The 17,711-nt window shown below is 73.4% G+C and carries 15 protein-coding genes; 14 read left to right on the top strand and 1 reads right to left on the bottom strand.

Going from position 1 to position 17,711, the window contains the following annotated elements; all coding sequences use genetic code 11:
* Nucleotides 1-164: 164 nt before the first annotated feature.
* Nucleotides 165-728 carry a hypothetical protein gene (locus ABZT03_RS34520; protein WP_356046788.1) on the bottom strand — a complete coding sequence of 188 codons (564 nt, stop codon included), beginning with the start codon at nucleotides 726-728 and terminating at the stop codon, nucleotides 165-167.
* A 270-nt stretch (nucleotides 729-998) separates the two neighbouring features.
* Between ABZT03_RS34520 and ABZT03_RS34515 the strand changes: the two genes are divergently transcribed.
* The 14 genes from ABZT03_RS34515 (at nucleotide 999) to ABZT03_RS34450 (ending at nucleotide 17,710) form a co-directional block, all read left to right on the top strand.
* Nucleotides 999-1,853, top strand: coding sequence for a bifunctional methylenetetrahydrofolate dehydrogenase/methenyltetrahydrofolate cyclohydrolase (locus ABZT03_RS34515; RefSeq protein ID WP_356046787.1), 855 nt, complete (start codon nucleotides 999-1,001; stop codon nucleotides 1,851-1,853).
* On the top strand, nucleotides 1,843-2,325 hold the full coding sequence (locus tag ABZT03_RS34510; RefSeq protein WP_356046785.1) for a DUF3017 domain-containing protein: 483 nt from the start codon (nucleotides 1,843-1,845) through the stop codon (nucleotides 2,323-2,325). Before ABZT03_RS34515 ends, ABZT03_RS34510 begins: the two co-directional genes overlap by 11 nt.
* Nucleotides 2,326-2,605: 280 nt before the next feature.
* Nucleotides 2,606-3,061, top strand: coding sequence for a helix-turn-helix transcriptional regulator (locus ABZT03_RS34505; RefSeq protein WP_356046783.1), 456 nt, complete (start codon nucleotides 2,606-2,608; stop codon nucleotides 3,059-3,061).
* A 603-nt stretch (nucleotides 3,062-3,664) separates the two neighbouring features.
* Nucleotides 3,665-4,795 carry a DUF2690 domain-containing protein gene (locus tag ABZT03_RS34500; RefSeq protein WP_356046782.1) on the top strand — a complete coding sequence of 377 codons (1,131 nt, stop codon included), beginning with the start codon at nucleotides 3,665-3,667 and terminating at the stop codon, nucleotides 4,793-4,795.
* 443 nt (nucleotides 4,796-5,238) lie between these two features.
* Nucleotides 5,239-6,228: a malate dehydrogenase gene (locus tag ABZT03_RS34495; RefSeq protein WP_356046780.1), complete on the top strand. Its 990-nt coding sequence runs from the start codon at nucleotides 5,239-5,241 to the stop codon at nucleotides 6,226-6,228.
* A gap of 129 nt (nucleotides 6,229-6,357) precedes the next feature.
* Nucleotides 6,358-7,119 carry a hypothetical protein gene (locus ABZT03_RS34490; protein WP_356046779.1) on the top strand — a complete coding sequence of 254 codons (762 nt, stop codon included), beginning with the start codon at nucleotides 6,358-6,360 and terminating at the stop codon, nucleotides 7,117-7,119.
* A 9-nt stretch (nucleotides 7,120-7,128) separates the two neighbouring features.
* Complete coding sequence (locus ABZT03_RS34485) at nucleotides 7,129-7,488, top strand: hypothetical protein (RefSeq protein ID WP_356046778.1); 360 nt, start codon at nucleotides 7,129-7,131, stop codon at nucleotides 7,486-7,488.
* A gap of 183 nt (nucleotides 7,489-7,671) precedes the next feature.
* Nucleotides 7,672-9,471, top strand: a complete 1,800-nt coding sequence (locus tag ABZT03_RS34480; RefSeq protein ID WP_356046776.1) for a hypothetical protein — start codon at nucleotides 7,672-7,674, stop codon at nucleotides 9,469-9,471.
* Complete coding sequence (locus ABZT03_RS34475; protein ID WP_356046775.1) at nucleotides 9,458-9,811, top strand: hypothetical protein; 354 nt, start codon at nucleotides 9,458-9,460, stop codon at nucleotides 9,809-9,811. The genes ABZT03_RS34480 and ABZT03_RS34475 overlap by 14 nt, the downstream gene beginning before the upstream one ends.
* A gap of 10 nt (nucleotides 9,812-9,821) precedes the next feature.
* A complete protein-coding gene (locus tag ABZT03_RS34470) occupies nucleotides 9,822-11,141 on the top strand; it encodes a hypothetical protein (RefSeq protein ID WP_356046774.1) in 1,320 nt (439 codons plus the stop codon).
* A gap of 443 nt (nucleotides 11,142-11,584) precedes the next feature.
* The gene (locus ABZT03_RS34465) at nucleotides 11,585-13,081 is read left to right on the top strand and encodes an aldehyde dehydrogenase family protein (RefSeq protein WP_356046772.1); all 1,497 of its coding nucleotides are present in this window, start codon (nucleotides 11,585-11,587) and stop codon (nucleotides 13,079-13,081) included.
* Nucleotides 13,082-13,131: 50 nt separating this feature from the next.
* Nucleotides 13,132-14,661, top strand: coding sequence for a GMC oxidoreductase (locus tag ABZT03_RS34460; RefSeq protein ID WP_356046771.1), 1,530 nt, complete (start codon nucleotides 13,132-13,134; stop codon nucleotides 14,659-14,661).
* A complete protein-coding gene (locus ABZT03_RS34455; RefSeq protein WP_356046769.1) occupies nucleotides 14,661-15,767 on the top strand; it encodes a glycine betaine/L-proline ABC transporter ATP-binding protein in 1,107 nt (368 codons plus the stop codon). Before ABZT03_RS34460 ends, ABZT03_RS34455 begins: the two co-directional genes overlap by 1 nt.
* Nucleotides 15,767-17,710 (top strand): ABC transporter permease subunit, encoded by a 1,944-nt coding sequence (locus ABZT03_RS34450; RefSeq protein ID WP_356046768.1) that lies wholly within the window; start codon nucleotides 15,767-15,769, stop codon nucleotides 17,708-17,710. Before ABZT03_RS34455 ends, ABZT03_RS34450 begins: the two co-directional genes overlap by 1 nt.
* Nucleotide 17,711: the final 1 nt, after the last annotated feature.

Genomic DNA, 17,711 nt, shown 5'->3' with positions numbered 1-17,711 from the left:
CACCGCCCAAAACACTTTTTCCCTCCCCCACGCTCTTCCGATGTGCCGTGTCCCCCTCGCAGGGGGACACGGCCCTTGGTCGTGAGCGGCGGTGCGACCGGTCCGGTCGCGGATGCGCCGGCGTGCGGCCCGTTGGCTACCGCGGGTCGGTTCGGTACCGCGGGTCAGTACCGCGGGCGGTTGAACCAGGCCGCGCCGTTGGAATTGCCCACGAACACGGCGATCAGGATGGCGAGCACCGTGTGGATCAGGCCCACCACGATGAACGGGTAGATGCCGAGGATCGCGGTGACGATGCCGAAGACCAGGGTGGTGATACGGACGCCGTTGCCACCGGAGTTGAACTTCACCGCCAGCACGATCGCGAACACCGCCCAGGCGAGGGCGAACACGGTGAGCGCCCAGATCGCGCCGGAGGAGTAGTCGGCGAGCTGCTGGAAGGAGGCGTTGTCCCGCAGTTCGTCGTCGTTCTTGGCGGCGGTGACGCTCGCGGCGGTGAAGGCGAACAGGGCGACGCCCAGGATCTGCAGACCGACGATGACCCACATCATCACGCGGGCCGCGCTCACCGTGCCGGGCATCGTGGTGGGGCCGGCGGGCATGCCGTACTGCGCCGGAGGAGCCTGCGGGTAGCCGTACCCGGGTGCCTGCGGCTGCTGCGGGTAGCCGTAACCCTGCTGCTGGCCCTGGGGCGGTCCGTAGGGATTGTTCGGGTCGCCGAAACTCATCGCGGTGTTCCTCCGTGGTCCAGGTGCGGGGACGACGCGCGGCACCGTGCGGAGGAAGGTTCTACGGATGCGGTTCATCCCCCCGATGAGCTGCCCGCGGCACTGTTCAGGCCATCGTTCTTTAGCCCGCCATTACTTGTCCAGCCGCAATCCGCAGGTGTTGCCCAAGTGCAACATCGGTGATCATGCCGGGACACCTGGGGACGGATGCCGCACCGCCGCGGGACCCCGGATTGGAACCGGGACCCCGTCATCCGCGAGGATGGGGCCATGACCGCCCAGATTCTCGATGGCAAGGCCACCGCAGCCGCGATCAAGTCCGATCTGACCGCCCGCGTGGCGGCGCTGAAGGAGAAGGGGGTCACGCCCGGCCTCGGCACGATCCTCGTCGGGGACGACCCCGGCAGCCAGAAGTACGTCGCCGGCAAGCACCGCGACTGCGCCGAGGTGGGCATCGCCTCCATCCAGCGCACGCTGCCGGCCACGGCGACGCAGGACGAGATCGAGGCAGTCGTACGCGAACTCAACGAGGACCCGGCCTGCACCGGCTACATCGTGCAGCTGCCGCTCCCCAGGGGCATCGACGAGAACCGCATCCTCGAGCTGATGGACCCCGACAAGGACGCCGACGGCCTGCACCCGATGAACCTCGGCCGCCTCGTCCTCAACGAGCCCGCCCCGCTGCCCTGCACCCCCAACGGTGTCCTGACCCTCCTGCGCCGCTACGGCGTGGAGATCAAGGGCGCCGAGGTGGTGGTCGTCGGCCGCGGTGTCACCATCGGCCGTCCGATGCCGCTGCTGCTGACCCGCCGCAGTGAGAACGCCACAGTGACCCAGTGCCACACCGGCACCCGTGACCTGGCGGCCCACCTGCGGCGCGCGGACATCATCGTCGCGGCCGCCGGTTCGGCCCACCTGATCCGGCCGGAGGACGTGAAGCCGGGCGCCGCCGTCCTGGACGTCGGTGTCTCGCGCAGCGCCGAGGGCAAGATCGTGGGCGACGTCCACCCGGGCGTCGCCGAGGTCGCCGGCTTCATCTCCCCGAACCCGGGGGGCGTCGGCCCGATGACCCGTGCCCAGCTGCTCGTCAACGTGGTCGAGGCGGCGGAGCGCAGTGCCGGCTGAGGACAACACCCCCGGCGAGCCCGAGGAGATCGAGGTACGCGACCCGGTCAGCGCGCCCGACGCACAGGGCCGCCCCCGTCGTACGACGCGCCGCTTCCCGCTGTTCACCCGGGACACCGCGCGCCCGGAGGGCGGCGGCCGGGCCGCGCCCGGTGACGCCCCGGCACCCGCCCGGCAGTGGCCGATCCTGGCCGTGCTGACCACGGTCGGCCTGGGCCTGCTGCTGACCGCGCTGGACGTCTTCCGCTACGGGACCCTGCTGATCGGCGTCGCGCTGCTGGCCGGCGGCATCCTGCGCTGGGTCGTGCCGGACGTCGGCATGCTCGCCGTACGCTCCCGCTTCACCGACATCGTCACCTACGGGGTGCTGGGCACCGCGATCGTCCTGCTGGCGCTGATGGCGCAGCCGAACCCGCTGCTGCAGATCCCGTTCCTGAAGGACACGCTGCACTTCACCGTCAGCACCAGCTGACCGCGCCGGCCACCACCGGCCCCGGGCGCACCCGGACGGCGGCCCGTTCTCTCCCCCGAGCGGGAACGGACCGCCGCCGGGACCCACCCTCCAGCACGGCGAACGCCCTGTTCAACCGCTGTCCTTCCGCTGTGGCACGGGTGTGACCGTTCCGCCATGTTGTCCGCGCTCCGCCACGTCGGCGCACTCCGGGCGGTCCACCCCGGGGGAACCGGGCGCCCCCTCGGAGTCGTCCATCCGCTCGGACCGGGCAACGCGAGCAACGGCGTGGAGGAGTGCGATGAGCGCCTGGCAGCCGCTGCCGGACGACCTGCCGCCGGAGGTACGGCACTTCGTGGAGCAGCTGCGGCTCCTCAAGGACCGCACCGGGCTCAGCCTGGTCGCGCTCGGCGCGCGCACCGCCTACAGCAAGTCCTCCTGGCACCGCTATCTCAACGCCACCCAGCCCCCGCCCCGGCAGGCGGTCGTCGCCCTGTGCCGGGTCGCCGGTGAGAATCCGGAACGGCACGGCGTGCGCTGGGAGTTGGCGGTGCAGGCATGGCCGAAACCGGTGCCGCTGCCCGGCCGGCAGGCCACCGAGCCGGAGTACGAGGACGACCCCACCCTGCCCTGGTGGGACACACCCGCGCAGTCGGACGGGAACCGCCGGCCGGGCGGGCGGGTGCTGCTGTACGCCGTCCTGCTGCTCCTGGTCCTGCTCGTGACCGGCGTGATCGGCGCGATCGCCCTCGGCTGAGCGGGCCCACGTGCGTGTGGTGACCGACGTGCGTGCGCCCGGCCGACGTGCGTGCGGCGACCGATGTGCGTGCGGCGACCGATGTGCGTGCAGCCCCCGCGGGTGAGCCGACCCGCGTGAGGGAGCTGACCCACGTGCGGGCCGCCCCTGCGCGAGGGCCCCGCGTGTGTGCCGACCCCGTGTGCGCGCCGACCCGCGTGAGGGAGTCGGCCCACGCCCCTGAGCCGGCCAGTGAGTGACGGACCGGACATCCGTGTCCGCCAACCCCGTTGCGGCGCACCTGAGTTCACGCGGGTGCCTGCGACGCCGTACGAACGCAGGGCGGTCGCGGGGGCGGGGCGGCGGGACGATTCGTGACGGGACCGGACGTCCCTCGCATATACCGGGCGCGCGACGGCGTGCGCCCGCGTCCCGGTGCTCCGGTGCGCCCCTGACCGGGGAACTGTGGTCCGGGCCCGGCGCATCACTGTGGGTAGGCCGGAACGGGCGGAACGGGGCTGCGGGACGACCGCGCGCCGGGAGGAGGCCGGTCCGCCCGGGACGACCGGGACAGCCAGCACGAAACGGGGGATGAGGGGGGAAGTGATGCCTCGTTGGAGGGCCTTGCCGGATGAACTCGATCCGCAGGTCAAGGAGTTCGCGAGCCAGCTGCGGAGACTGGTGGACCGCGGCGGCCTGAGCGTCGGGGCGGTCGCCGACCGCACCGGCTACAGCAGGACGTCCTGGGAGCGTTATCTCAACGGGCGGCTTCTGGCGCCCAAGGGCGCGATAGTCGCCCTCGCCGAGGTCACCGGCACCAGTCCCGTTCACCTGACCACCATGTGGGAGCTGGCCGAACGGGCCTGGAGCCGCTCGGAGATGCGGCACGACCTGACCATGGAGGCGGTCCGGATCACCCAGGCGCGGGCCGCGCTCGGCGAGTCCGCGCCGCCACCGGCGAAGGCCAGGGTCGGCAGGACGGCCCGCAGGGGCGGCGGCACGACCCTGACGCCGGGCATCGCCGGACCCGCGGGCGTGTCGCCCACGGTGCCGCCGCAGCCGACGGCACCCGAGGTCCAGGACGCCATCGGGAACGGTGCCGGCGGCGCCGGGAGCGGGCGGGGTGAGGGGGGCCCGCGGGACGCGGCCGGGCACGCGGGGGCGCCGTCCCCGCCGTCTGCGCCGTCAACGGCGTCCTCGCCGCCGTCCGTGCCGCCCCCGTCCTCCCCGTCGCCCTCGACGGCTGCGGGGGCCTCCCCGGCCGGCGGGCGGCGCTGGGTGACGTTCCTCGCCGGCGCCGTGGGCGCGCTCGTCGTGCTCGGCGGGGTGCTCCTCGTGCCGGGCGGTGGCGCGGGGAAGGACGAGCGGGGCGCCGCCGCGTCGCCCGCACCCTCCGTCGGCGTGAAACGCGACCTGCCGGCCGGCGTCGGCTGCGCCGGCGCCTCCTGCGAGGGCAGGGACGCGGAGAGCATGGGGTGCAGCGGCGACCGGGCGGCCACCACCAGGACCGTGCGGGTGGGCCCGGCCGTGGTCGAGGTCCGCTACAGCGCGACCTGCGGGGCGGTGTGGGGCCGTATCACCCGGGCCGCCCAGGGCGACGTGGTGCGGGTGACCGTCGGTCGCACCGTGCGGAAGGGCGACCTCACGGTGCCCGGTGACACGATCGCGTACACCCCGATGGTCGCGGCGAAGAACGCGGGCGGGGCCACGGTGTGCGCCACGCTGGTGTCCGGGGAGAAGGGCTGCACCCGGTAGCCACGGATGGGCCGGTCCGCCGGGCCGCGGCGAGGGCCCGCCGCTCTGGGAGGCACCACCCGGTGCCTCCCGGGGCGACCTGCCGCGCCGGGCGAAACAATCATTCCGCGGCGGGAATGGCCGCTTCGAACACGGGCACGCGGACGGTAACCCCACGGGAGTCCGGCTACGGCATCCCCATCGGCGGCCGTCCGTGTTCCTCCTCTCCCCGGACCGGGCGGTCGCTCCTTGTGCGCCGCTCTGTGGGCTGGGCCACACGGACCCGGACGCCCGGGGTCCCGCGGGCGCGATAGCCTGACCGCCGGATCTCTCTTGACGCCAAGAGATCGATCATCCACACCGTGATCGATCATCGCGGCGGCCACCGGTCACAAGCCGGGGCGGGGGATCCCGTACCCCCGGGGCAGGGACGCCCCACCGCCAGCTGTCATACGGAGAACGCCATGACCCGCACTCCCGTGAACGTCACCGTCACCGGCGCGGCCGGCCAGATCGGTTACGCCCTGCTCTTCCGCATCGCCTCCGGTCAGCTGCTCGGCGCGGACGTGCCGGTCCGGCTGCGCCTCCTGGAGATCACCCCCGCGCTGAAGGCCGCCGAGGGCACGGCCATGGAGCTGGACGACTGCGCGTTCCCGCTGCTCCAGGGCATCGACATCTCGGACGACCCGAACGTCGCCTTCGACGGCGCCAACGTCGCCCTCCTCGTGGGCGCCCGCCCGCGCACCAAGGGCATGGAGCGCGGCGACCTGCTCTCCGCCAACGGCGGCATCTTCAAGCCGCAGGGCAAGGCCATCAACGACAACGCCGCGGACGACATCAAGGTCCTCGTCGTCGGCAACCCGGCCAACACCAACGCGCTGATCGCCCAGGCCGCCGCCCCGGACGTGCCGGCCGAGCGGTTCACCGCGATGACCCGCCTCGACCACAACCGCGCGCTGACCCAGCTCGCGAAGAAGACGGGCTCGACGGTCGCCGACATCAAGCGCCTGACCATCTGGGGCAACCACTCCGCCACGCAGTACCCGGACATCTTCCACGCCACGGTCGCCGGCAAGAACGCCGCCGAGGTCGTGGGAGACGAGAAGTGGCTGGCCGAGGACTTCATCCCGACCGTCGCCAAGCGCGGTGCGGCCATCATCGAGGCGCGCGGCGCCTCCTCGGCCGCCTCCGCCGCCAACGCCGCCATCGACCACGTCCACACGTGGGTCAACGGCACGGCGGACGGCGACTGGACCTCCATGGGCATCCCCTCGGACGGTTCCTACGGCGTCCCGGAGGGCCTCATCTCGTCCTTCCCGGTCACCACGAAGGACGGCGCCTACGAGATCGTCCAGGGCCTGGACATCAACGAGTTCTCCCGCGCCCGCATCGACGCGTCGGTGAAGGAGCTGGAGGAGGAGCGCGAGGCGGTCCGCTCCCTCGGCCTCATCTGAGCCCTTCTCGACGGCTTCGTCACGAGCGCGCACGGGCCCTGTTCCGGTTTCGGCCGGATCGGGGCCCGTTCCCGTTTCCGCCACTACCGTCGGGAGCGACACCCGGTGGGGTGATTCGGGGGGTTCGCGATGAACGACTGGTACGGCGGCAGTGGCAGTGGCAGCGGTTACGGCCATGACGGCGAGGGTGCGCACGGGCGGAGCGCCGATCCTCGTTCCGGGCCCAACTCCGGTTCCGGGCTCGGCTCCGGTTCCGGCTCGGGCCATGGTTCCGGCTCGGGCCACGGTTCCTGGGTGGCGCACGAGCCGAGCGAGGACCGGGGCCAGGCGGCCTGGGGGGCGGGGGAGGCCGGTCCCGCGGGGCCGTCCGTGCCCCCGTGGGCGTCCGCCGAGACCGAGATCCGCGGCACCCTGCCGCCGCCGTACGCCCACGGACACCGGCCGCCACCGCCCGCTGCGGGGTCCGTGCCCCCGGCGCACCCGTCCGGACGCCCGCCGTCGTCCGCCGGCCCCGGGTACGTGACCTCGCCGGCCGCACCACTGCCGTACGCGCCGTCCCCGGACCGCCCGCGCCGGGCCGGCCGGGTCTTCGTGGCGTTCGTCGCGGCCGTCGTGCTGGGCGCGGGCGCGGGCACCGGCGTCTGGCTGCTCGTCCGCGACACGGGCGGACGGGGGAACACGGTGGGCGGCGCTGCCACTCCGGCCCGCGGCGTGAGGCCCACCACCGCCTCGCCCCCGGTCTCCTCACCCGCGGTCTCCGCGTCCCCCCTCTCCTCGCCTCCGACGCCCGTCTCCCCGTCCCCGGTCGCGGGCTACCGTCGCGCGCAGGACCCCGTCGGCTACACGATCGACGTCCCCGAGGGCTGGACCCGCGGACAGAAACAGGGATAGCTGGCCCCGGTGGTCGTCTACGAAGCACCCGGCGGCGACCGGCAGCTCCAGATCTTCCAGCTCTCGGAGGACACCCCGGCCCGGTCACTGGACCTCGCCGAGAACGACCCCGGATACGGATTCGCGCGGCAGCCCGGCTACCAGGTCCTGGACCGCAGGTCCGGCGCGGCCTGGTCCGAGCTCACCTACCGCTACGACGACGCCGGCCGGGGCCCGCGCCAGGTCGTCGACCACCGTTTCCGCGCGGTCGGCGGCACCCTGTACGCGATCCGGTCCAGCGGCCCCGAGCAGCCGACCGCCGCGCTGGTCCGCGCACCCCTGACCGCAGCCCTGGCCTCGTTCTGCCCGACGGCCCGGCAGTGCGGGTGACGTCTCCGGTCGGGGGTGGGCACGGCACCCCGCCGGGCGGTCGAGTCGCTTCTCGAACCAGTGGGCGGCGTGGACGTTGCTCGGCGATCGTTTTCCGGTTCCCCCGGTCCCGTCCGCCCCTCTATGCTGACTGTTTGTCAACTGCACGACTGACAGGGTCTTTCCACGCATCGGGGGAGTGGCGTGAGCACCTCATACGTGCCGCAGCAACCACAGTCGACACACACCGGCGCACCACCCGCACCACCGTCCACCGCGCCGCACGCCAGCGAGGCGACCCGGCTGCTGTGCGCCGGCACCTACCTCGACTCCGGTTACCGCGACCGTGTGATCCAGGAACTGCACCTCAACGAACAGCGGATCGTGGCGCCCTCACTCGGGTACGACGCGGCCCGCGTCCTCGCCCACGCCCTGCGGGCGCGCCGCCAGGAACTGCTGTGGGCCGGACTGATCCTCGGCCTGTGGGTGGTCGGACTGCCGCTCAGCGGCGGCCTGTTGGCCGGGTTCCTCACGCCCAGCCTGATGCTCGCCCTCGCGCCCTGGGTCCGCGGCCACCGGGCGGACCCGCCGCTGTACCGGCTACTGCCCGCCTTCCTCCTGCGCTGGTGGGGCCGGATCATCTTCACGGCGTTCCTCGTCCTGACGCTCCTCGCCGCGTTCGGCGTCGGCTCGGACGGCGGCTCCTCGTCCACGGACCCCTACGGCTACGGCGAGTCCTACGGCGACACGACCTCCCCGTCCGACCTTCTCCTCCCGGGCTCCGGCGGCGGCATCGGCGACCTGGTCGGGACCTGGCACGCCTGGCTCACGCTCGCCGTGTTCGCGCTCATCGCACTGTGCGCGGCCGCGCAACGGGAGCAGTTCGCCCGCGTCATGGGCGGGGAGCTGTCCCCGCAGCGCTTCCCGGACGCGGCCGGCGACCCGGCGGAACAGAACGAGAGCCACCGCTTCCAGCGGCTCAAGGCCCGCATCCGGCACGAGCAGCACGCGCCGCTGATCATGTACCACGAGGCGCGCCCGTTCTGCGGGGCCGGCGCGGCCTACGACACCTGGGTCCTCGCCGTCGAGCTGCGCCCCGACGGCATGAAGAAGCAGCAGCCGATCAGCAACCGGACGATCCTGGAGACGATCCGCCCGCTGATCGAGCAGCTCCGGCTGCCCGCCGAGTACGCCGGTCAACTCGGCCGCGACCGGCTGCGCTGGCTGGAGGTCGACGAGTGCGTCTTCCTGCCGGCCGAGGGGCTGCGGCGGCGCGACGAGGCGCCGTACCACCCGCAGGCGTTCGAGGAGCACCGGGCGCGGGCGGTCGAGGAGGGCGCCGAGAAGCGCCGGCACTTCCTGCGCATCCGCGTCGGCGGCTGGGAGGAGGAGCTGGTCGTCACGGTCTTCGTGCGCATCCACACCCAGGGCCGCATGCTCATGCTGGAGATCGCCCCGCACGTGCTGACGCCGGTGCGGGAGGACTTCAAGAACGCCGACCGCACGGCTCACCGCTTCCGCCACAACAACGTGTTCGGCAAGGCGGCCTGGGCGATCGCCCGGGTGCCCCGGTCCGCGGCCGCCTCCCTGATCAGCCTGGGCAGCGGCCTGCTCCACGCCTGGCGGCTGCTGACCGGCGGCTACGCGGGCGCGCTGCCCGACGGGCCCGCGCTGTCCGTGCGGGAGCTCGGCGCGGTGCCCGCCGGGTCCCTCTTCCAGGAGATGGACGTCGCCCGCTACCTCAAGAGCGTGCAGGACCGCGTCGCGAACGGGGTGCGGACCGCGCTGGAGGCGTCCGGCTACCTGACCGGCGAGTTCGTCCAGAAGATCGTGAACATCAGCAGCGGCGGGGTGAACATCGACCGGGTCGAGGGCAGCACCTTCGCCGTCGGCGCGCACGCCTCCGCGTCCTCCACGCACACGGCCGCCACGGGCGCCGGTACCACCTCCACGACCGGCGGCGCCGCGCCGCAGAAGGGACCGGCCGGCCATGGCAACGGATGAGCCGAACGTCAGCATGGGCGACGTCTCGCAGAGCACCTTCGCCATCGGGAGCCACGCCCGGGCCGAGAGCCACCACGGCACGGCCCCGCAGCGCGACCGGGCCGCGGAGGAACTGCTCGCGGCGGTGCGCGAGCTGCGCGCCGACCTGGAGCGGGTGCGCGGCAGCGAGCGGACGGCGGCGCTGGCCGCCGAGCTCGCCGAGACGGAGAACGAGATCACCCGCACCGGCCAGGCCGCGCCCACCCGCCGGGAACGCCTGCGGGAACTGCTCACCGACTCCCAGGCCCTGCTGAGCGTCCTCGCCTCGGCCGGTGCCGTGGCGGGTCTGCTGGGGATGTGAGGGGGACTCGATGAGCGGGGGACAGCGGTACTGGAACGAGGAGACCCAGCGCTGGCAGGACGACGACCCGTCCGCCACCGCCCCGGTCACCCCACCCCCACCGGCACGACCGGCCTTCACCCCGACCTGGCCCGCACCCACCACCGACTGGCCACCGACGGCCCCACGCCCCACCGGCCCCCCACCGAACGCACCCCACGACCCGGCCCCGGCGGCCGGGTCACCTGCCGGCGGCGGCACGGCACCGCCGTGGCCGGCGGCGGGCTCGGCCGCCTGGCCCCCCGCGGCCGCCGGTCCGGACGGTGTCACCGCGCCGACGGCCGGTGCGACCGTGCCGACCGTCGACGCGGGTGGGGCGGGTCCGGCCGGTGGCGGAGCGGAGACCGATCCCGACGCGCCCACCGCTGTCGTCGGTGCGCCGGTCGTCGGTCCGTCGCCCGGTACGGGCCCGACGCCGTCCGGCGGTTGGTCCGGTGGCTGGCACGGGCCCGTCGGCGGGGACGGTGGCGCGTGGGCGCCGACCGAGGTCGACGCGGGGGGCGGACCGGACTGGCCGGCCGCGCGGTGGCCGCCCGTCCAGGAGCCGCCGCCCGCCCCCGCCACCGTGGGCGGGATGAGCCGGCGGGTCGTCTGGTCCGTGCTGATCGGGGCCGCGGCGGTCGGTGTCGCCGTGAGTCTGGTGCTGACCCTGGTGGTCGACAAGGGGGACGACGGGAAGGGCAAGCGGGCGGTCGCGGCGAGCGGGTCCCCGACGCCCGGCCCCACCGGGCCGACGCGGGCCACGGAGTCCCCCACCGGGGGCAGCCCGTCGCCCACCGCCTCCCCTTCCTCCGCGAAACTCCCCGCCGGGTACGAGGAGTTCGAGGACGACGAGGGCTTCCGGATCGCGCGGCCCGAGGGGTGGACGCGCAGCACGGTCGCCTCCTCGTACGGCATCGCGGTGGTCAACTACCGCAGTGCGGACGGCAGACACCGGTTGCAGGTCTATCAGGTCGCGGAGGAGTCGCCGGACGCCTCGTTCGACCTGTATCTGTCCGCCGAGACCCCGAAACCGGCCGGTTTCCACAAGCTCGCGCTGAAGAACCTGGACGACGGCGAGTTCACGGGCTCACGGCTGGAGTACCTGGCCGACTCCCTCAAGGGCGAGCCCGACATCGGCACCTGGCACGTCTACGACGAACGCTTCGTGTCCTTCGACGGCACGATCTACGCGATCGCCGTGTACGGACCCGACTCCGACGGCGGTGACGACGAACTGAAGACCCTCACCACGGCCCTGGACTGGTTCTGCCCGTCCCCCGGAGCCTGCGACGCGGCGGCGGTGGACTGACCCGGGGCGGAAACCACCGACCCGAGACGACCCACCGCGTCACGTCCGCCCCGGACCACCGCGTCACGTCCGCCTCAACCACCGCCGACCCCGCACCGAACACACGGGACCGGCTCGTCGCAGGCCCTGAAGGCCGGCGCGAGTCCGGTCCCGTCGTCATGCCCGGCTCAGGTACGGACCAGACGCGGCCCAGGTACGGGCCATGCACCGATCACATACGGACCAGACCCGAACAACATCCCCACGCCGACCCTTTCCTCCGCATTTGTCCGTATTTTCAGTGACGCGGCGCACTTTAGGCCATGGATTGCGCATGCAACCGAAGGCCCCGGGGCAGGCGCAGACGGTCCTTGAAAGTGAGACGGCTGTGACGCAGGGGCAGTGAACTGGAACGGAAGGCAACATCGATCATGGCGGAAAGCGCCGGACCCCAAGTACCTCAGGTGAGCAAAACCATTCACGCGGGAGGAGAATGGCTGGAAGCGGTCTCCGGGGCGACCCGCGAGATCCTCGATCCCGCGGACGCCCTGCCCTTCGCTGTGGTGGCGGAGGGCGACGAGAAGGACACCGACCTGGCGGTCGCCGCCGCCCGGGACGCCTTCGACCACGGCCCCTGGCCCCGCACCCCCGTGTCCGAACGAGCGGCTCTGCTGCGCCGCGTGGCCGACCTCCTCGTCCGCGACCGTGAGCCGCTCGGCCTGCTGGAGAGCCGCGACGCGGGCAAGACCGCCGAGGAGGGCCGCGTCGACATCGACTGCGTCGCCGACGCCTTCCGCTACTTCGCCGACCTCGTCGCAGGCGAGGCGCCCGGCCGGGTCGTCGACGCGGGCTCGGCGGACGTCCACAGTGTCGTCGTACACGAGCCCGTCGGGGTCTGCGCGCTCATCACCCCCTGGAACTACCCGCTGCTCCAGGCCAGTTGGAAGATCGCCCCGGCGCTGGCCGCCGGCAACACCTTCGTCGTCAAACCGAGCGAGATCACCCCGCTGACCACGGTCGCCCTCATCGACCTGCTGGCCGAGGCGGGACTGCCCGCGGGGGTGGCCAACCTCGTCACCGGCCCCGGGCACTCGGTGGGCGCACGCCTGGCCGAGCATCCCGACGTCGACCTCGTGTCCTTCACCGGCGGCCTGGTCAGCGGGACGAAGGTGGCCCAGGCGGCAGCCCCCTCCGTGAAGAAGGTCGCCCTCGAACTCGGCGGCAAGAACCCCAACGTCGTGTTCGCGGACGCCTGCGCGACCGAGGAGGGCTTCGACACCGCCGTCGACCAGGCCCTCAACGCGGCGTTCATCCACAGCGGCCAGGTCTGTTCGGCGGGCGGCCGTCTCATCGTCGAGGAGTCCGTCCGGGAACGCTTCGTCGCCGAACTCGCCCGCCGCGCGGGGCGGATCCGGCTGGGCCGCGGCACGGCCGACGGCGTCGAGTGCGGCCCCCTCGTCTCCGAGCAACAGCGCGCCAAGGTCGAGGACTTCGTCGCCTCGGCGCTCGCCGAGGGTGCCGTGCTGCGCACCGGCGGCCGCCGGCCCGAGCCCTCGCCGGACCGTCCCGCCACCGGCTACTTCTACGAGCCGACCGTCCTGGACGCCTGCCACCGCGAGATGCGGGTGGTGCGCGAGGAGGTCTTCGGACCGGTCCTCACCGTCGAGACCTTCCGCACCGAGGACGAGGCGGTCGCCCTCGCCAACGACACCGAGTACGGCCTCGCGGGCGCCGTCTGGACCGCCGACGCGGGACGGGCCCGCAGGGTGGCGGGCCGGCTGCGCCACGGCACCGTCTGGATCAACGACTTCCACCCCTACCTCCCGCAGGCGGAGTGGGGCGGCTTCGGCAAGAGCGGGGTGGGCCGCGAACTCGGCCCCGCCGGACTCGCCGAGTACCGCGAGACCAAGCACGTCTACCAGAACCTCGCGCCGAAGCCGGTCCGGTGGTTCACGGGCTGAGCCCCCCTTCCTCGATCCACCGGTTCGATCCCCCTGGAGTGAGTACCACCATGTCCCAGACCCCCCACGTCTACGACTACGTCGTGATCGGCGGTGGCACGGCAGGATCGGTCATCGCCTCCCGTCTCACCGAGAACCCCGACGTCACCGTCGCCGTCATCGAGGGCGGCCCGAGCGACGTCGGCCGCGACGACGTGCTGACCCTGCGCCGCTGGATGGGCCTGCTCGGCGGCGAACTCGACTACGACTACCCGACGACCGAGCAGCCCCGCGGCAACTCGCACATCCGGCACAGCCGGGCCCGCGTCCTGGGCGGCTGCTCCAGCCACAACACCCTCATCGCGTTCAAGCCGCTGCCGTCCGACTGGGACGAGTGGGAGGCGGCCGGCGCGAAGGGCTGGGGCGCGGTGCCGATGGAGGCGTACTACGCGCGCCTCCTCAACAACATCGTGCCGGTCGACGAGAAGGACCGGAACGCCATCGCCCGCGACTTCGTCGACGCGGCGCAGACCGCGCTCGGCGTCCCGCGCGTCGAGGGCTTCAACAAGAAGCCGTTCGACGACGGCGTCGGGTTCTTCGACCTCGCCTACCACCCGCAGGACAACAAGCGGTCGTCCGCGTCGGTGGCGTACCTGCACCCGGTGATGGACGAGCGCCCCAACCTGACCATCCTGCTGGAGACCTGGGCGTACCGCCTGGAGCTGGACGGCACCCGCGCCGACGGCGTGCACGTCCGCACCAAGGACGGCGAGGAACTCCTCGTCCGCGCCCGCAACGAGGTCCTGCTGTGCGCGGGCGCCGTCGACTCCCCCCGCCTGCTCCTGCACTCCGGCATCGGCCCGAAGGCGGACCTGGAGGCGCTCGGCATACCCGTCGCGCACGACCTGCCCGGCGTCGGCGAGAACCTGCTCGACCACCCCGAGTCGGTGATCGTGTGGGAGACCGACGGGCCCATCCCGGAGAACTCGGCGATGGACTCCGACGCCGGCCTGTTCGTGCGCCGCGACCCCGCACACGCGGGCCCCGACCTGATGTTCCACTTCTACCAGATCCCCTTCACCGACAACCCGGAGCGTCTGGGCTACGAACGGCCGCCGTACGGCGTGTCGTTGACCCCGAACATCCCCAAGCCGAAGAGCCGCGGCCGGCTCTACCTGGAGAGCGCCGACCCGTCGGTCAAACCCGCCCTGGACTTCCGCTACTTCACCGACGAGGACGACCACGACGCCCGCACCCTCGTCGACGGCATCCGGATCGCCCGCGAGATCGCGCGGACCGAGCCCCTGGCGGGCTGGCTCAGGCGCGAGGTGGCCCCCGGCCCGGACATCACCGGCGACGAGGAACTGAGCGAGTACGCCCGCAAGGTCGCCCACACCGTCTACCACCCGGCGGGCACCTGCCGGATGGGCGCCACCGACGACCCGCTGGCGGTCGTCGACCCCGAACTGCGGGTGCGCGGCCTGGACGGCATCCGCGTCGCCGACGCCTCCGTGTTCCCCACCATGCCCGCCGTGAACCCGATGATCGGGGTCCTCATGGTCGGCGAGAAAGCCGCCGAACTGCTGGGAGATGGTGCGTGATGACAACGATCCCGAACACGTCGGCCGAGCCGGCGCCGACCGCCGCGTCCGCCGGATCCGCCGCGGGCGAGCCCGTCTTCGCCGTGGACGGACTGTGGAAGGTCTTCGGCCCGAAGGCGGGCGACGTACCCGCCGACCCCGAACTCGCCGCGCTGTCCCCGGCCGAGCTGCGCTCCCGCACCGGCTGCACCGCCGCCGTCCGGGACGTCGCCTTCGACGTGCGCAAGGGCGAGGTCTTCGTCGTCATGGGCCTGTCCGGCTCCGGCAAGTCCACCCTGGTGCGCTGCCTGACCCGGCTCATCGAACCGACGGCGGGCACGATCGCCATCGACGGCGAGGACGTCCGCGCCATGGACCGCTCCCGGCTGCGTGAACTGCGTCGCCACCGCGCCTCGATGGTCTTCCAGCACTTCGGCCTGCTGCCGCACCGCACGGTCCTCGACAACGTGGCGTACGGCCTGGAGGTGCAGGGTGTCTCCCGCGCCGAGCGCCGGAAGCGGGCCGCCGAGGTGGTCGCCAAGGTCGGCCTCGAAGGCATGGAGCAGCGCCGGCCGGCCCAGCTGTCCGGCGGCCAGCAGCAGCGCGTCGGCCTGGCCCGCGCCCTCGCGGTGGACCCCGAGGTCCTGCTGTTCGACGAGCCGTTCAGCGCGCTCGACCCGCTGATCCGCCGCGACATGCAGGAGGAGGTCGTGCGGCTGCACCGCGAGGAGGGCCGCACGATGGTCTTCATCACCCACGACCTCAACGAGGCCCTCAAGGTCGGTGACCGCATCGCCCTGATGCGCGACGGGCGCATCGTGCAGCTCGGCACACCCGAGGAGATCGTCGGCTCGCCCGCCGACGACTACGTCCGCGAGTTCGTCCGGGACGTGCCCCGCGAACAGGTCATGACCGTCCGTACGGCCATGCGCCCCGGCGGCTGCGACGGCCCCGAGCACCCCGGGGCACTGCCCGCCGACGCCGTCGTCGCCGAGGCGATCCGGGTCGTCTCCGAGAGCGGTCGCGCCGCCTGCGTCGTGGAGGACGGCCGGTGCCTGGGAGTCGTCGACCACGAGCGTCTCCTCGACGTCGTGGCCGGGACGGAGCTCCGGAAGGAGGCGGTCTGATGGCGACGGTCACCGCCCCCGCCCCCCGGGTCGCCCTGCCCGGCGTCCTCAGGCACCGTGCCGCGCACAAGCTGCTGCTGCTCGCCGTCGTCGCGGCGGTCCTCGTCCCGCTCGCCGAGGCCCGCTGGTCCGGCGGGACCTGGCCGCACGCGCTGACCGTCGACGTCTCCGCGCCGCTGACCAGCGCCAGCGACTGGATCATCGACAACCGCGACAGCCACCCCCTGTTCCTCTACTTCCTCGGATACCTCAGCAACGCCGTCGTCCTGTCCGTACGCGCCGTCTACCTGGTCCTGCTCGCCGCGGGCTGGGCCGGCGTCACCGCGTTCGCCGGGCTGGTCGCCTGGCGGGTCGCCGGGGTACGGCTCGCCGCGGGCACGGCCGCCGCGTTCCTCGCCTGCGGCCTGCTCGGCATGTGGGTGCCGACCATGCAGACCCTCGCCCTGATGGTCGTCGCGGTCCTCACCTCGGTCGTCGTGGGCGCGCTGCTCGGCCTGGCGACGGGTCTGTCCGACCGCACCGACCGGGCGCTGCGCCCGGTCCTCGACACCATGCAGGTGATGCCCGCGTTCGCCTACCTGCTGCCCGTCGTCCTCGTCTTCGGCATCGGCGTGCCCGCGGCGGTCCTCGCCACCGTCGTCTACGCCGCCCCGCCCATGGCCCGCCTCACCGCGCTCGGTCTGCGCGGCGCCGACCAGGGCGTCCTGGAAGCCGTCGAGTCGCTCGGCGCCACCGCCCGCCAGCGCCTGCTGACCGCGCGGCTCCCGCTGGCCCGCAAGGAGCTCCTGCTCGGCCTCAACCAGACGATCATGATGGCGCTGTCCATGGCGGTCATCGCGTCCGTGATCGGCGCGGGCGGCCTGGGCGACCGCGTCTACCAGGCGCTGGCCTCGGTCGACGTGGGCGCGGCGCTCGCCGCCGGCATCCCGATCGTGCTGCTCGCCGTCGTCCTCGACCGGGTGACCGGCGCGGCGGGGGAGCGGCTCGGGGAGGACCGGCAGCAGCGCGGACACTGGGCGTACGCGCCGGCCGCCGTCCTCGTCGCCGGGCTCGCCGGGCGTCTCGTCGGCCGGCTCGACTGGCCGGGCTCCTGGACCGTGGACATCGCCGACCCGGTCAACCGCGCCGTCGACTGGATGACCGCGCACCTGTACTCGGGCGTGCCCTACGTGGGCGGCACCGCCGACTGGGCGGGCCACTTCACCACCTGGGTCCTGGACCCGGTCCGCGACGGACTCCAGTGGCTGCCCTGGTGGTCGGTGCTGCTCGTGGTGGCCGCGCTGGCCTGGCTGATCGGCACCTGGCGCACCGCGCTCACCGCCGTCCTGGCGATGGCCGCGATCGGCGTCCTCGGTGTCTGGCAGCCCTCGCTGGACACGCTGTCCCAGGTGCTCGCCGCGGTCGCCGTCACCCTCGTCCTCGGCTTCGCGATCGGGATCGCCGCCGCCCGCAGCGACCGTCTGGAGCGGCTGCTGCGGCCGGTCCTGGACGTCTTCCAGACGATGCCGCAGTTCGTGTACCTGATCCCCGTCGTCGCCCTGTTCGGTGTCGGCCGCGCCCCCGCGGTCGCCGCCGCCGTGGTGTACGCCCTGCCCGCCGTCGTCCGCATCACCACCCAGGGCCTTCGCCAGGTCGACCCCGCCGCGCTGGAGGCGGCGCGCTCCCTCGGCGCGACCAGCGGCCAGCAACTCCGCCAGGTCCAGCTCCCGCTGGCCCGCCCCGCGCTGCTGCTCGCCGTCAACCAGGGCGTCGTCCTCGTCCTCGCCGTCGTCGTCATCGGCGGTCTGGTCGGCGGTGGCGCGCTCGGCTACGACGCCGTCTTCGGCCTCGCCCAGGGCGACCTGGCGACCGGCCTGGTGGCCGGCGCCGCGATCGTCTGCCTCGGCCTGATGCTCGACCGGGTGACCCAGCCGACCGAACGCCGCGTCAAGAAGGGAGCGTGAC

The organism is Streptomyces sp. NPDC005574 (assembly GCF_040605435.1).
Classification (GTDB): Bacteria; Actinomycetota; Actinomycetes; order Streptomycetales; family Streptomycetaceae; genus Streptomyces.
This window is presented reverse-complemented; position numbering and strand designations above follow the sequence as displayed.